10 protein-coding genes are annotated in these 14,862 nt (G+C 73.1%); 4 read left to right on the plus strand and 6 right to left on the minus strand.

Annotated elements, in window-relative coordinates; all coding sequences use genetic code 11:
• Positions 1-29: 29 nt before the first annotated feature.
• Positions 30-914 carry a hypothetical protein gene (locus JJJ15_RS06080; RefSeq protein WP_200511788.1) on the plus strand — a complete coding sequence of 295 codons (885 nt, stop codon included), beginning with the start codon at positions 30-32 and terminating at the stop codon, positions 912-914.
• Between the two features lie 127 nt (positions 915-1,041).
• On the opposite strand, the gene JJJ15_RS06085 is transcribed toward JJJ15_RS06080, so the two are convergent.
• Positions 1,042-2,169 (minus strand): glycosyltransferase family 4 protein, encoded by a 1,128-nt coding sequence (locus tag JJJ15_RS06085; protein ID WP_246742244.1) that lies wholly within the window; start codon positions 2,167-2,169, stop codon positions 1,042-1,044.
• A gap of 179 nt (positions 2,170-2,348) precedes the next feature.
• Positions 2,349-3,521 (minus strand): glycosyltransferase, encoded by a 1,173-nt coding sequence (locus tag JJJ15_RS06090; protein ID WP_246742190.1) that lies wholly within the window; start codon positions 3,519-3,521, stop codon positions 2,349-2,351.
• Positions 3,522-3,690: 169 nt separating this feature from the next.
• Between JJJ15_RS06090 and JJJ15_RS06095 the strand changes: the two genes are divergently transcribed.
• On the plus strand, positions 3,691-4,335 hold the full coding sequence (locus JJJ15_RS06095; protein ID WP_200511790.1) for a hypothetical protein: 645 nt from the start codon (positions 3,691-3,693) through the stop codon (positions 4,333-4,335).
• A gap of 536 nt (positions 4,336-4,871) precedes the next feature.
• Positions 4,872-7,796 (plus strand): LamG domain-containing protein, encoded by a 2,925-nt coding sequence (locus tag JJJ15_RS06100; RefSeq protein WP_348641497.1) that lies wholly within the window; start codon positions 4,872-4,874, stop codon positions 7,794-7,796.
• Here JJJ15_RS06100 and JJJ15_RS06105 read toward each other — a convergent pair.
• Positions 7,780-8,790, minus strand: a complete 1,011-nt coding sequence (locus JJJ15_RS06105) for a glycosyltransferase family 2 protein (protein WP_106109907.1) — start codon at positions 8,788-8,790, stop codon at positions 7,780-7,782. The two genes, JJJ15_RS06100 and JJJ15_RS06105, sit on opposite strands and share 17 nt — an antisense overlap.
• A gap of 104 nt (positions 8,791-8,894) precedes the next feature.
• Between JJJ15_RS06105 and JJJ15_RS13590 the strand changes: the two genes are divergently transcribed.
• Positions 8,895-11,024 carry a glycosyltransferase gene (locus JJJ15_RS13590; protein WP_348641498.1) on the plus strand — a complete coding sequence of 710 codons (2,130 nt, stop codon included), beginning with the start codon at positions 8,895-8,897 and terminating at the stop codon, positions 11,022-11,024.
• Between the two features lie 1,253 nt (positions 11,025-12,277).
• Here the strand turns inward: JJJ15_RS13590 and JJJ15_RS06120 are convergent.
• Genes JJJ15_RS06120 through JJJ15_RS06130 form a run of 3 tightly spaced genes read right to left on the minus strand, consistent with a single transcriptional unit; the run spans position 12,278 to position 14,844 of the window.
• Positions 12,278-12,913, minus strand: coding sequence for a Wzz/FepE/Etk N-terminal domain-containing protein (locus tag JJJ15_RS06120; protein WP_200511792.1), 636 nt, complete (start codon positions 12,911-12,913; stop codon positions 12,278-12,280).
• A 20-nt stretch (positions 12,914-12,933) separates the two neighbouring features.
• Positions 12,934-13,422: a hypothetical protein gene (locus JJJ15_RS06125; protein ID WP_106109910.1), complete on the minus strand. Its 489-nt coding sequence runs from the start codon at positions 13,420-13,422 to the stop codon at positions 12,934-12,936.
• Positions 13,423-13,452: 30 nt separating this feature from the next.
• Positions 13,453-14,844 carry a glycerophosphodiester phosphodiesterase family protein gene (locus JJJ15_RS06130; RefSeq protein ID WP_106109911.1) on the minus strand — a complete coding sequence of 464 codons (1,392 nt, stop codon included), beginning with the start codon at positions 14,842-14,844 and terminating at the stop codon, positions 13,453-13,455.
• Positions 14,845-14,862: the final 18 nt, after the last annotated feature.

Consider the following 14,862-nt stretch of genomic DNA (forward strand, 5'->3'; position numbering starts at 1 on the left):
GGGCGACCCCCCAGACTCCTAGGAGCACCATGGCACTGCTGACCGGCCGCAAGGCCCTCCTGATCCACACCGGCCGCCGCGACGGCCTGGGCAACCGGGTACGGGCCCTGCTGTCCGCCCAGGCCCTGGCCGAGGTGGAGGACCGGGACCTGTACTACGTGTGGAGCACCGACCGGTACTTCGGCCCGCGCATGGACCAGCTGTGGCACTTCGAGGCCGGCCGCCGGGTGGAGCGCCTGACCTCCCGGCTGCTGGTACCCGTGGCCCGCTACCGGCGCCCGGACGGGGTGCGGGTCACCGACTCCCTGCGCCGGACCCACCTGTGGCAGATCCACTCCCACGGCCTGTACCTCACCTGGAGCGACCCCGCCTGGGGCGAGGACGAGCGGCCCCGGCCCTGGGACGCTATGCTGCGCGACCTGGTCCCCGTGGACGAGGTCGCCCAGCGCGTGCGCCGGGTCTACGACACCCACCTGCGGGGGCGCCCCTACGTGGGGGTGCAGGTGCGCACCCACGCCGTCTCCCACGCCAAGACCATCGAGTCCTCCCCGGTGGAGTGGTTCGCGACCCGGATGCGCCAGATCCGCGCCGAGCACCCCGGGGTCCCCTTCTTCCTGTCCTGCGACACCCAGGCGGCCCAGGCCCGTCTCACGGAGGAGTTCGACGGCTGCGTGGCCCTGGAGGACAAGGGCGGCTACAACACCGTCCAGGGGGTGCGCTCGGCCCTGACCGACCTCTACCTGCTGGCCAGCGCCCAGCACCTCATTGGCGCCTCCTACTCCAGCTTCGTGGAGATGGCGGTCTTCCTGTGCGACGCCCGCGTCCCCTTCGAGCGGCCCGACCAGCCCCTTGAGGGCGATCTGGACCTCTCCCTGGGCCTGGCCGACGACCCCCTGCGCCCCGCCCGGCGCTAGCACCCGGGGCCGGGGCGTGGGGGCACGGTCCCACGCCCCACAGGGACTGGGCCAGCCCACGCCCTGAGGATACGGGCTCAGGGGCCCGGCGCAGGGGCGCCCCGGACCCGCGCCGGGACCTGAGGGGCTAGGGGCCCAGGAGCCCGGTGACGACGTCGACCATGGTGGCGCGGTAGCCGGCCACGCTGAAGCGCTCGGCCGCCCGCTCGGCCGCGTTGGCGGCCAGGTCGGCGGCCCAGGCGGGACGGTCGGCCAGCTCGGCCAGGGCCCCGGCCAGCGCCACCGGGTCCTCGGGGGCCACCAGCAGCCCGGTGGCCCGGTCGGTGACCACCTCCTCCAGGCCCTGGACCCGGGAGGCCACCAGGGGGCGCGCGGCGTGCATGGCCTCCACGGCCGTGTTCCCGAAGGGCTCGACGCGCGAGGGGACCATGACGACGTCGGCCTCCTCCAGCACCGGCCAGGTAGGGTGGACGTATCCCAGGAAGGTGACCGCGCCGGCCAGGTCGGGGCGCGCGGCGCGCTGGCGCAGCTCGGCCTCGTACCACTCGTAGCCGGGGAAGACCGAGCCCGCCACCGCCAGCGTCGCCTGGTAGCCGAGCCCCCGCAGCCGGGCCAGGGCCTCCAGGGCCACGTCGGTGCCCTTGCGCGGGGAGAGCCGCCCCACCAGCGCCAGGCGCAGCGGGTCGCCCGGCGCCCGGCGCCGCAGCGGCGCCAGGGGGGCGTCGGGGGCGGGGACGCCGTTGTGGACCACCTGGGTCCGCCCGGCCAGGAGCGGCTGGGCGGCCAGGAGCGCCCGACGCGAGGCGTAGGAGTTGGTCACCACCCGCGTGGCCGCCAGGAGCGGGGCGTTCAGGCCCGCCCGCAGGACCAGGGCCTGGGTGTCCTCCGCCTCGTGGACGTGGACCAGGACCGGCACCCGGCCGGCCCGGCCCGCCAGCGGCCACCACGGCATGGTCACCGTGTTGACCAGGACCAGGTCGGCGCCGCTGGCACCCACCACGGCGTGGAGCCGACGCAGCTCACCGGCCGCCCCGCCGGCCAGGCGGGTCAGGCCGGAGGGGGAGAGCAGGACCTTGCGCAGCACCGTGAAGGGCAGGACCGCCACCCGCGCCCCCGTCTCCTCCAGCAGAGGGCGCAGGAGCCCGTCCTGGGGCAGGGCCACCCTGACGTCCAGGCCGGTGGTGCGCAGGGCCACAATGGTCTCCACCAGCTGGCGGTCCGAGCCGTAGAGGTCCGGGTAGGGGTGGGCCACCAGGACCGTGCGGCCCCTCCCGCGGGTGACCGGGTCCCGGTGGGGGGCCCGACCCTGGTCGGCCGTGGCGCCCTGGCCGCACCCTGCCTGTCCGGTCACGTCCTGACCGGGCATGTCCTGTCCGGGCCCAGCCTGACCGGGCCCGGGGCGCCCGCGCCGTCCGGGCCGGCGGCCGCCGGGCCTCACTCCTCGCTCCCTTCCGCCCGCCGCCCGCTGGGGCGGTGCTGGAGAGGGCCCTGGGCGGCCAGGCGCAGGCACAGCGCCTCGTAGCGCCTGGCCACGTCGTCCCAGTCGTAGAGCCGGGCGCGCTCGCGCGACAGCAGGCCCCGGGCCCGGCAGGCCGCGGGGTAGGCCTCGGCGGACTCGACCAGGTCGCGCACGGCGTCGCTGGTGGTCCAGTAGCGCCCCGCCTTGCCCACGACCTCCCGGTTGAAGGTGACGTCGTAGGCGTCCACGGGCGCACCGGCCCCGATGGCGCGCAGGAGGGAGGGGTTGGTGCCCCCCACCGAGTGGCCGTGGTAGTAGGTGCGGGTCCCGGCGTAGAGCTGGTCGAGCAGCTCCTGGTCCCACAGGCCCCCCAGGAAGCGCACCCGCCCGTCGGCCAGGGCGTGGATCCTCTGGGTGTAGGCGGTGGCGTAGGGGGCCGAGCCGACCACCACCAGGGGCAGGCGCGCGTTGGAGCGGGCGTAGCCCTCCACCACCACGTCCACGTGGTTCTCCACCTCGAAGCGGGCCACGAGCAGGTAGTACCCGTCGGGACGCAGGTCCAGCTCGCCCAGGCGCCCCGAGCCGGGCGCCACCAGGGGCGCGCCGTAGGCGATGAGCTCGGTGGGGGCCCCGAAGACCCGGTCGTAGTACTCGGCGATCCCCTCGGCGTCGGCGATGAGGGCGTCCGAGCCGCGCACCGCCAGGGACTCCGCGAGCCGGTAGTAGCGCCGCCCGGCCGGGCCCCACTTGCCGCGCCTCCACTCCAGGCCGTCCACGTGGGTGGCCACCGGGATGCGCGCCGCCCGCAGTACGGGCAGGTAGGGGGCGTTGGCCGCGTTGAAGACCAGGGCCACGTCCGGGTGGGTGCGCCGCACCAGGTGCTGCACGCTCAGTCCCGTGTGGGACAGGGTCTCCAGGCTCCGACGCCGCAGCGCCGGGAGCTCGATCAGGCGCATACCCAGGTAGTTGGCGGGCAGCGGGGTGGCCGGGTCGGGGTTGCGGCAGTAGACCAGGACACGGTGGCCCATGTCGACCAGGCGCCTGCCGACCTCCTCGATGGCGGTCTCGAAACCACCGTAGTGGGCTGGCACGCCGCGCGTACCGATCATTGCGATGCGGAGGGACTTGAGATGCTTGATATCAACCATATGAGTAACCGCCATTGGACGTCAGCGGGCCCCCAGGATAACGTCTAGATCACGGCGCGGTGACCTCAGGCCCTTTCCGGGGTGTCGTAGCGGTGGTCTCGGGCCCTTTCCGGGGTCTCGTACCAGCACGGCCGTCGCCTCGGACGATCCCGTGACGTACAGTTCGCTCATGACCCTCTCCCGTCCCTGCCTGGCTGGCCTCGGTGTGCTCAGTGCCCTGGCGCTCGTCCTGAGCGCCTGCGGCTCCTCCGACTCCCCCACCTCCTCGTCGTCTGACGAGCCGACACTGCCTGTCGGCACTGCCGACCCCACGACGGTCCCCACCGAGGTGGTCACCCCCGCCGCACCCGAGCCTACCAGCGCATCCCCCACCCCGGAGGGCGAGGACGAGGAGGACCAGGACGGCCCCGTCGAGCCCCAGGCCCCCGCGGAGCTGGAGGCGGTGTCCATGGGCCAGGCGGTGCAGACGACCCAGGCGGTCCTGTCCGTGGGCGCCCCCCGCGTCAGCGACCTCGTGCCCCTGCCCGGGGAGAGGGGCGGGGAGGGGCTGATCATCCCCGTCACGGTGGCCAACAGCTCGGCCGAGGACCTCTCCCTGGAGGGCCTGGTGGTCTCCGTCTCCTGGGGCGCCGACCGCACCCCGGCCCCCCAGGTCACCGGGTCCTCCGACGAGGTCCCCGCCTCCGTGGCCCCCGGCCAGGCCGTGGTCATTGAGTTCGCCTTCCTGGTGCCCTCCGAGGGCCGCTCCGACCTGCGGGTCAATGTGGGCCTGGGCAACGAGAGCGCGGCCGCGGTCTTCACCGGCTCGTCCTGAGCCGACCCCCGGCGCCTCCCGGGCTGAGCCGGTCCCCGGCGCCTCCCGGGAGCGGCCTGCCACCGATCACCGGGCCCGCGAGCGCGGAGGCACACCTGGGCGCCGTAATAGAATGCGCACAGACTTACCTGACAGGCACCTGGTACTTACCTGGCGCCCATCTGGAACTCGCCTGACAGGCGCTCGGCACTCGCCCGGCAGGCACCCAGGTCCTGCCCGGGCCCTGCCTAAGGATCCGCTCAGGCCCTGCTTACAGGCGGCTCTGCCCCGCTGGGTGCGCAGCCGCCGTACTCCCTCGTCATCTGGCGCTGACCACCTGTTATATAGGGAGTACACTTGAACGCATTGTGCGAAGAGCACCGCCCTCTCCGCCACTCCCACCTGTCCCTCATCCACCCATGAGCACCGGAGCGACCGTGAGCCCTCATCCCCGCCGCCGACTTTCCTTGACCGCCCTGTGCGCAGGGCTGGTGTCCCTTCTCACGCTGACGGGGGTCCTGGCCGTGTCTCCCCCGCCGGCGCGGGCGGAGACGGAGGTGGCCGGCCAGGCAGCCGACCAGACCGTCTCCGCCGACTCCCTGCCGACCCCGCAGATCAACGGCGTCGTGTGGGACCAGGAGGTCGTGGGCAACACGGTCTACGCCGTCGGGGACTTCTCCAAGGCCCGTCCCGCCGGTGCCGCCCCCGGCACCAGCGAGGTGCCCCGCGCGGGCGCCCTGGCCTACGACATCACCACCGGCAAGCTCCTGGACTGGGCCCCTAAGGCCAACGGCACCGTCAGCGCCATCAAGGCGTCCAAGGACGGCTCCGTGCTGTACATCGGGGGCACCTTCACCAAGGTCAACGGCGCCAACGCCTACCGTCTGGCCGCCATCCGGGCCTCCGACGGCACCCGCACCCCCCTGCGGGCGGGCACCAACGCCGCGGTCATGGACCTGGACCTGTCCCCTGACGGCTCCACCCTCTACCTGGCGGGCTCCTTCACCGAGGTCAACGGCACCCGGCGCCAGCGCGTGGCCGCCGTCAACCTGGCCACCCACAAGGTGACCTCCTTCTCGGCCCGTATCCCCGACCACTTCGTACGGGCCCTGGCGGTGGACCAGGCCTCGGGGGCGGTGGCCATCGGCGGCAACTTCACCTCGGTCAACGGCTCGACCAACCCCGGCTTCGGCCTGGCCATCCTGGAGCCCAACGGCTCCCTGCGCAAGAACAACGTCAACAAGTACGTCCGCAACGCCGGGCGCCAGGCGGGCATTATGTCGCTGGTGGCCGACTCCAAGGGCCTGTACGGGGGCGCCTACTGGTACAAGGAGAACCAGGGGACCTACGAGGGCGTGTTCCGGGCCAGCTGGACCTCCGGCGACGCGGACTACCTGGCCGACTGCCACGGCGACTCCTACGACATGTTCCCCACCGCCGACGTCGTCTACATCTCCAGCCACGCCCACGACTGCTCCAACATCGGGGGCTTCCCGGACAAGACCGGCCTGCGCCACGGCACCGCCATCACCAACGCCGCCACCGGCAAGGTCAAGACCAACACGGCCAAGACCTACGTGGACTTCGGCGGGCACCCGGCCCCCACGGTGCTCAACTTCTACCCCGAGTTCACCGTGGGCACCTACACCTCCGCCGCACAGGCCACCTGGACGGTGGAGGGCAACCAGGACTACGTGGTCTACGGCGGGGAGTTCGTGGCCGTCAACCGCAAGCCCCAGCAGGGCCTGGCCCGCTTCGCCCGACGTGACATCGCCCCCAACCAGGAGGGCCCCATGGACAAGGGCGGGGCCTACAAGGTCTCGGCCTCCTCCCCGCGCGCCGGCGTGGTGACCCTGTCCTTCTCCACCAACTGGGACCGCGACGACGAGTACCTGACCTACGAGGTCTACCGCGACTCCCTGGACGGCACCCCGGTGTCCTCCCAGACCGTCTCCTCCCTGCCCTGGGCCCGCACCCAGCTCTCCGCGATCGACACGGTCGACCCCGGCTCCACCCACCGCTACGTGGTGGTGGTCAAGGACCAGTGGGGGGCCAGTACCCGCTCGGACTGGGTCAAGGTGACCGCCACCAACGGCCAGGCCCTGTCGGAGTACGGCGCCCAGGTGGTACGGGACGGGGCGGTGAACTACTGGCCCCTGGACGACTCCAAGGCCGCCTCCGAGGACCTGGTGGGCAGCAGCCCCATGAACCTGTCCTCCAAGGGCGTCCAGCGCGGCGCCGCCTCCCTGCTGCCCTCGGGCAAGGCCGTGTCCTTCCGCTCGACGTGGTTCTCCGACGGCCACGCCAGCACCTCCAAGGCGGCACCGGCGCCCACCACCTTCTCCACCGAGCTGTGGTTCAAGACGGAGACCACCTCCGGGGGACCCCTCCTGGGCTACGGCTCCTCCGCCTCCGGCGCCTCCAAGAACAGGGACCGCGTCATCTACATGCGTAACAACGGCACCCTGAGCTTTATGACCTACCCCGGCAAGGTCACCACCCTGACCACGGACAAGTCCTACAACGACGGGCGCTGGCACCACGTGGTGGCCACGCTGAGCCCCACGGCGGGCAGCGTGCTCTACGTGGACGGCAAGGTCGCGGCCCAGGACGCCACCATGACCACCGCGCAGTCCTTCAGCGGCTACTGGCGCCTGGCCGGGGACAGCGCCTCGGGCCTGGCGGGCAAGCCCTCCAACGACTACTTCACCGGCACCGTGGACGAGGTGGCCGTGTACGGCTCCGCCCTGAGCGCCGACGCCGTGGCCGCCCACTACGCCCTGGGCACCGGCGCCGAGGCGCCCAAGCCGGACAAGCCCGGTAAGCCCAACCCCGAGCCGCCCGAGCCGGGCGTGCTGCTCAAGGACACCTTCTCCCGCACCACCGAGCGCGGCTGGGGCAGCACCGAGTACGGCGGGGACTGGACGGTGGACTGGTCCGCCACCAGCTTCTCGACGGACTCCTCCCACGGCGTCATCAATATGCCCGCCCCCAAGGCCTCCACCTCCATCCACAGCCCTGTGGTGGACTCCACCTCGACCGACGCCACCGTGGACCTGTCCCTGGACGCCGTCCCCGGCGGTAACGGCGCCTACGTCACCTACGCGGGACGCCAGACCGCCGCCGGGCGCTACCAGGCCTCCGTCCGGTTCTCCAAGGACGGCACCCAGCTGACGGTCTCCAAGGTGATCAAGGGCAAGGAGACGGTCCTGGGGACGGCGTCCCTGGAGGGCGCCTACACCCCCGGTGACACCCTCCACCTGCGCCTGGTCCTGGACGGGGCCGAGACCACCACGGTGCGGGCCAAGCTGTGGACCGGCGCCACCGAGCCCGAGGCCTGGGGCGTGGACACCACGGACGGCGAGGCCAGCCTGAACAAGCCCGGGACGGTCGGCCTGAGCACCTACCTGTCGGCCTCGGCGGGGGCCGCCGAGAAGGCCAAGGTCCTGGTGGACTCGATCGTGGTCAGGAAGGGCTCTTGACCACCTGAGCCCCCTTGCGCGGCAGGGGCGCGTCGGGATCCGGAAGGGTCCCGGCGCGCCCCTTGCGCAGCAGGCGGTAGCCGTCCCAGGTGGCCTTGAGGGCCGTCAGCAGGGGGCGGGGGGTAATGAGGAGCTGGCGGGCGCCCCCGCGCATGACGATCTCCCAGCCGGCACCCAGTGCGGTGCGCAGCCACCGGTTCTGGGTCTGGCGGTCCAGGTTCAGGGCGGCGTAGAGCAGGCGGTTGCGCACGTTGTAGTAGTAGTAGGTGTCCGACTTGGCCCGCATACCCTGGTCGGGGGTGGCGTGGGTGGCGCCCTCGTCGTGGGTGGCCAGGGAGTCGCGCACCACCCTCAGCTCCCCGCCGACCTCCAGGACGCGGGTGCACAGGTCCACGTCCTCCCAGTACAGGAAGTAGCGCTCGTCAAAGCCGCCCACCAGGTCCAGCAGCTCGGTGCTCAGGACCAGGCAGGCGCCCGAGATCCAGTAGGAGGTCCCGCCCGGGGGGATCGGCCGCTTGGAGCGGCGCGAGCGCATGGTGCCGTCGCCCAGGCACAGGGTCGTGCCGTCGGCGACCACCGTGCCGTAGGTGTTGGTCATGAGCGGGGAGACCATGGTCATGGGGGACTCCGCCACCACAATGAGCAGGTTGCCCAGATCCTGGCGCGAGATGGTGGCGTCGGGGTTGAGCAGCACCAGGATCGTGGCCCCCTTGGCGCGGGCGTACTCCATGCCCCGGTTCATCCCGCCGCCGAAGCCGACGTTGCTGAGCGGCGCCACCAGGTCCCAGCCGCGGGAGCGGGTCAGGTTGCGCATACGCCTCTGCTCCAGCTCGTCGGTAGAGTTGTCCACCACGACCACCAGCGACTCAGGGGCCTGGGTGGAGACGGCACCCAGGTTGCGTGACAGGAGATCGGAGGAGTTGTAGGCCACCACGATAATGGCAGAGCGCCTCAGTGCAGCGCGCTGCCGGGCGCGAACCTCCATCTCGTCCATGTGCGGGCGCTCCTTCTATCCTTGGTTGCTATAGACGTGGGCCCTCCCGCCGTGGCACTTGACACCGTGTGGTGCCGTGGGGCCGGGCCCGGGAGGGAGGGACCGTGGAGACCCAGCATGCCACCATCGCGATGCTCACCTACCAGCGCAACACCCTACTAGCGGCGGTGCTGCCGGCGCTCCTGGACCAGGCGGGCCGCTCACCGGTCCCCACGCGGGTCCTGGTGGTGGACAACGACCCCTCGGGCCAGGCGGCCCCGGTGGTGCGGGCCGCGCAGGAACGGGCCCGGGAGCAGGGCGTCGTGCTGCGCTACGTCCACGAGCCCGTCCCCGGGATCGTGGCCGGACGCAACCGCGCCCTGGAGGAGTCCGAGGACTGTGACCTGCTGGTCTTTATCGACGACGACGAGGAGCCCGGGCCCGGCTGGCTGGAGGCCCTGCTGGACGCCCACGAGCGCCTGGGCTGCGAGGCGGTGACCGGCCCGACGCCACCGCGCTTCACCCGCCCGGCCAGCGCGTGGGTGAGGCACAGCGGCGCCTTCGACTCCTGGCAGGCGCCCGACGGCGGCGTCGTGACCAGCGCGGACACCGGCAACCTGCTGCTGGACCTGGGCGCGGTACGCCGGATGGGCCTGCGTTTCGACCCCCGGTACGGGCTCAGCGGCGGGGAGGACTCCCTGTTCACCCGCCAGCTGAGTCAGGCCGGCGGCACCATCCGCTTCGCCGCCGACGCCGTGGTGACCAAGATCGTGCCCGAGGGGCGGGCCCGGCGCCCCTGGGTGCTGCGACGCTCGCTGCGCTCGGGCTCGTCCTGGGTGAGCGTGCGGCTGGACACGGCCTCGGGCTCGCGTGCGCGGCTGCGCGCCCTCTACGCCCTCAAGGGGGTGGGCCGGGTGGGGCGGGACTGGCCTCGCGCCCTGGTGGGGCGGGCCCGCGGGGACGTGGCGGCCTGGGCCCGCCACGAGGTCTCCGCCTGGGGCGGGGTCGGCATGGTGGTGGGGGCCCTGGGCGGGCGCGTGCACGAGTACGGGCGATCCCCCCACGCCTTTCGCGTGAGGGATCTCATGAGCGGCAAGGCCCGTCGGCGCCCCGCGGGCACCGGCTCCGGACCCCGCACCCAGTCCCCTGCCCGGCCCGCTTCCTCGGCCCCGCACGCCGGTCCCGACACCCCGGCCCCGCACGCCGCCGCTGGCCCGACCCGGCCTGGCACCCGGCCCGGCCCGGCCGCCAGCCCGGCTCCTCCCGGCTCCTTCCGGCCCGGTCACGCCCCGCTCCCCCCTGGCGGCACCCCGTCCCCGCGCGCCGCCGCCGGCCCCTCCGCCCACGGCCCCGTACGGGTCCTGGTGGCCGTGCCCACCTACCGGCGTCCGACGGACCTGGCGCGGGCCCTGCGCGGCGTGCTCGGCCAGATCCCCGACCTGCGGGGCGTGGCCGACGTCGAGGTCCTGGTGGTGGACAACGACCCCGCCGCCAGCGCCCGCACCCAGGCCACCGGTGGACCGGTGCGCTACGTGGTGGAGCAGGTCCCGGGGGTGGCGGCGGTGCGCAACCGGGCGCTGGACGAGGCCCGCGCCCACGACCTGCTGGTCTTTATCGACGACGACGAGGAGCCCGAGCCCGGCTGGCTGGCGGCCCTGGTGGGGCTGCGTGCGCGCACGGGCTGCCAGGCGGTGGCGGGCCTGGTGGTGCCGGACTACGAGGTCGAGCCCGATAAGTGGGTGCGCCAGGGGGGGTTCTTCGTGCGCCGGACCTGGCCCACGGGCACCCGCCGGCCGGTGGCCGCCTCCAACTGCCTGCTGCTGGACCTGGGCTTCGTGCGCGAGCACGGGCTGCGCTTTGACGCGGACTTCGGTACCACCGGCGGGGAGGACACCCTCTTCACCCGCCAGCTCACGGCGGCAGGGGGCACCATCCTGTGGTGCGACGAGGCGCGGGTGCGCGACCACGTCCCGGCCTCACGCCTGGACCACGCCTGGATCCTGCGTCGGCAGCGCTCCCACGCGGCCACCGCGGTGCGCGTGGAGCTGGCCCTGGGCGGCTCTCCGGCACGGGTCCGGGTCCGGGCCGCCCTAGGCGGCGGGGCCCGGATCCTGGTGGGCGGCGCGGCGGCGGCGGGCGGGCTCGGGGGCGGGCTGCGTCGTCGGGCCCGGGGCGCCCGCCTCCTGGCCCGGGGACGGGGCATGCTCGACGCGGCGCTCGACCGCCCGGGACACCGCGAGTATGGACAGCGCTGAGGTGAGCAGGTAGCGCGGGCGCAGCGGCGGTATGGCGGGCACGAAGGCCGCCCCCAGGGTCAGGGCCAGGTAGGGGCCCAGGACCACCCAGGGGCCGACGGCGGCGTTCATAATCACCATGAGCACGGCGTAGACCAGCCAGGGGTGGACCCGGGCCGAGCCCAGGTCACGCAGGAGGACCCCCAGGGACATGATGACGAGCACGACAACCAGCAGCGCCCCGGGCAGGGAGCAGGCGGTCCACATGTCCGCGATGCCCGAGTGCAGCTCGAAGCCGTGCCCGAACATGTAGTGCAGGACGTAGTTGTTCTCCGGGTCGTACCCCAGGGAGGCCATGCCCTCCATGGCCACCCGCACGTCCTTGTAGCGGGGCCCCACCCCGGCGCCGTAGCCCCAGGGACGGTGCAGGAACAGGTTCCAGGAGGCGCCCAGCTCGGGGCGGGCGGCCAGCAGGACGCCGGTGGTCTCCGAGGACTGGGCCACGGTCCGCTTCTGGGCCTCCTCCCCCAGGACCCCGGCGGAGGAGGCCAGGATGACCCCGTAGGCGGCCAGGGCCAGGGTGACGACCACCGCGACCAGGCGCAGGGCCATCTGCCGGTGGGGGTGCCTGCTGGGGGCCTGGACCCGCTCGGGGCCCCCGTGCCACAGGACCACCAGCAGCACAATGAGCAGGAACCCGGAGGCCGCCCGGGCGTCGTTGAGCACGAAGAGCAGCCCCAGCACCACCGGTGCCACGGCCTGGACGGCACGCCCCCGGTTGGCCACCAGCGCCAGGACCAGGGCCGTGACGGCGGGCACCACCCCCACCTTCCAGGCACCGGGGTTGCCGAGCTGCGGCAGGACGTCCAGGAGCATGCTGGTGCCAATGGCCACGGCGACGGCGTTCAGGCCGATCCGGCGCGCCCCCCAGGCCACCGCGGCGGCCACGCAGGGCAGGGCGATGACCCCCAGGAGCACCGAGCGCCGCTGGGCGGGGAAGACCCGGAAGCTGGTGTCGACGAGCACGGACATGACCATGCCGGTGGCCGCGGCCGTGACGCACAGGAGGGTCAGGCGGGTGAAGACCCGCGAGTGCCTGATCGCCGACCAGGTCAGGGGCAGGATCGCGATGGCCAGGCAGTCTCCCAGGCGCAGGCCCCCGGGCAGGCCGACCAGGGAGCGTGTCCCGACCACGACCATGAGGACGAAGACCGCGACCTTCTGCTCGCGGCTGGTGACCCGCTCCGAGCTGGCGACCGCTACAGCGGCTGAGGTCATGACCGCCCTGGGGCGGACAGGGAGGCGACGGCCCGCCGGGTGGCGCGCGCGTCCAGCCCGACGGCGAACCCGGCACCAATGAGCAGCCCCGCGGCCAGTCCCAGGAAGGCGGTGGTCAGGCGGGAGGTGCCTCCCGAGCGGGTGGGCACGGTGGGGTCGTCCACCGAGGTCAGGGCCAGGGGGGAGTTGTCCTCCCCCGCCTTGAGGGACATCTTGCCCACGCGCTTGCCGAGCGCGTCGACCTCCGCGGCCGCCAGGTCGTGGGCCAGGTCGGCGGCGGTGGCGGTGGCCCGTATCTCAATGAGGAGGGTGCCGACCGGGTTGGTCAGGGAGATGGCCCCTGCCACCCGGCCCGGGTCCGCCCCGGTGCTGCGGGCCACCTCCGCGACGACGCTGCGGGAGTTACCCAGCTCAATGAGGGTCGGCATAATCGTGCTGGTCAGCGCCGCGGAGCCGGTCAGGCCCTGGGAGCCGTCGTTCTGCGAGGTGTAGACCAGGACACTGGTGGTGGAGGTGTACTGCCTGGGCAGGAAGGAGCCCAGGCCGAACCCCAGCAGGGCTCCCATGAGCGCGTGGGCGGTGACGAGGATAATGTGCTTACGGAGAGCCGCAAGAATGCGGTCTGGTTCCATGGGTGGTGGTTTTCCGGGGATCAGCTGACGGTGACGGACAGGCCGGCGTCCTGCTCACTGAGCAGGGGGACGTCGGGGATGAGGCCCCAGCCAGGTAGCAGCACCTGGACGGGGTCGTTTCCCTCCAGGGCGGCGAAGACGACGAAGGCCTCCGTCATGTCCTGGGGGGCCGAGCCCTGCGCCCGGGTCGCGGTGCGGTCCTGGGGGGCCAGGGCGGCCCCGCGGCTGACCGACACCAGGCGGACGCCGTCGGCCTTGAGGGAGGAGCCGTCGGTCTTGAAGGCGCCGCCGCTGGTCAGCAGGGAGGCCTGCGCGGTGGGGGCGGCCACCCGCACCACGATGAGGTCCTCGTGGCGCACGACCGGCCCCACCTCGACGGGTACCGTGTCCGGGGAGTCGGCACCGACCGCTGCGGGCAGTGCGGCGGGCTCCTGCGCCGCCGCGGTCCCGGCCAGGGCCAGGGCGGGCAGGCTCGCGCTGACGGCGAGGAAGGTGCGTCTACTCAGCATGGGGGATCCTTCTGTGTGGGTGCGGGGACGTCATGGCCGGACCAGGCCGTCCACGGCCGAGCACATGGCGCCCACGGCGCCGTGCCCGATGCAGGCGTCCAGGGCCGCCTGGCTGGGGCAGATGTGGCCCAGGATCGGCTTGCCGTAGGTCGCGGCCTTGGCCCAGGTGCTCTCGGGAGCGTCCCAGGGTACCCCAATCAGGTCCCAGTGTCGTGCCCAGGCCTCGGCCCGGCCGTCGTCGATGGAGTCGGCGTACATGTAGCCCCAGGTGGTGAAGCCCTGGCGCCTCCAGATGTCGGCCAGCCAGGCGGCGTCCCCGGAGAACTTCAGGATCGTGCGCTCGGGGTCCAGCCACGGAAGGTAGGTGGCGTGCTGGGCGGCGCTGTACTTGGGGTCGATGAACAGCACGTGGTCCTGGCCGAAGGCGGCCTGGAGGTCCTGGAGGCAGATAATGGGCTCGCCCACGGTGTGGTACTGGCGCACCTGCTCCCAGGTCATGGAGCCCACCGGGGTGTCGGGGGCGGTGGGGTCCACCCGCTGCAGGGTCTGGTCGTGCAGGGCGGCGGCGACGCCGTCGGAGGTCAGGGTGAAGGAGAGCTCCAGGGCCTCCACGCCGCGCGACACGCTCTCGGTGTAGGCCTTCAGGCTCATCTCGGGCCAGTTGGCGCTGCCGCCCCGGTGGGCCACCAGCCAGGGGGTGGAGCGGGTCAGCAGGCCCGAGACGGTGGCCGGGGCGGAGGGGGAGACGTTCTGGGGGGTGGCGGGGGTGCGCTGGCCGTCGGAGCCGACGACGACCACCGAGGTGGTCTTCTGCTGCCCGGCGGCCTGGGTCTCCGGGGCGGGCTGGAGGGCGATGGAGGTCCAGGCGCAGGTGGAGCCCTCGGTGCCGGGGGTGAGCGTGCCGCCCTTGGTGGTCAGCAGGGCGCGCAGCGTGGACCAGGATGACAGGTTGCTGGCCACCCCGGGGTGGACCACCTTGGCCCCGTCAATGGTGAAGGCGTTGACGGGGGCCCACTGGGTGCCGTGCTCCTGGGCGACCACCAGGCCCGTGGTGGGCGGTGTGTCGGGGTCCGCCTGCCAGCCCGCGCACTGGGGGGTGCTGTCGGGCAGGACGCCGGAGACGGCCAGCAGCAGGGCCCGCTGGCGGGAGGTGTTGTCGGGGCTGGTGCTCCACCACTGCAGGTTGGTGGCGTCGTCAGGGCCGGTGGCCCAGCTCCAGGCGACCAGGCCGGAGCGGTTGCGGCTGGTGGAGCCGTCGGAGTAGACCGAGGTCCAGCCTGAGGGGACGCCGTCGCGTCCGACGTGGCCGAACTGGGAGCAGGTAATCAGGACGAGGAGGTCACCGGTCCGGGCCGACACACTCAACGGCGTGCCCTGTCCGGTGGTGGCCTCACCGTAGGCGGCCTGGCGGATAGTGATCACGAGACAATCTCCTTGAGT

This window comes from Actinomyces sp. HMT897, assembly GCF_016626125.1.
Lineage (GTDB): Bacteria > Actinomycetota > Actinomycetes > Actinomycetales > Actinomycetaceae > Actinomyces.

Bases quoted from the DNA above. Each gene is read 5' to 3' on its own strand.
- JJJ15_RS06105 (WP_106109907.1), bottom strand. From the start codon at position 8,790: ATGGACGAGATGGAGGTTCGCGCCCGGCAGCGCGCTGCACTGAGGCGC.
- JJJ15_RS06080 (WP_200511788.1), top strand. From the start codon at position 30: ATGGCACTGCTGACCGGCCGCAAGGCCCTCCTGATCCACACCGGCCGC.
- JJJ15_RS06125 (WP_106109910.1), bottom strand. From the start codon at position 13,422: ATGCTGAGTAGACGCACCTTCCTCGCCGTCAGCGCGAGCCTGCCCGCC.
- JJJ15_RS06120 (WP_200511792.1), bottom strand. From the start codon at position 12,913: ATGGAACCAGACCGCATTCTTGCGGCTCTCCGTAAGCACATTATCCTC.
- JJJ15_RS06095 (WP_200511790.1), top strand. From the start codon at position 3,691: ATGACCCTCTCCCGTCCCTGCCTGGCTGGCCTCGGTGTGCTCAGTGCC.
- JJJ15_RS06090 (WP_246742190.1), bottom strand. From the start codon at position 3,521: ATGGTTGATATCAAGCATCTCAAGTCCCTCCGCATCGCAATGATCGGT.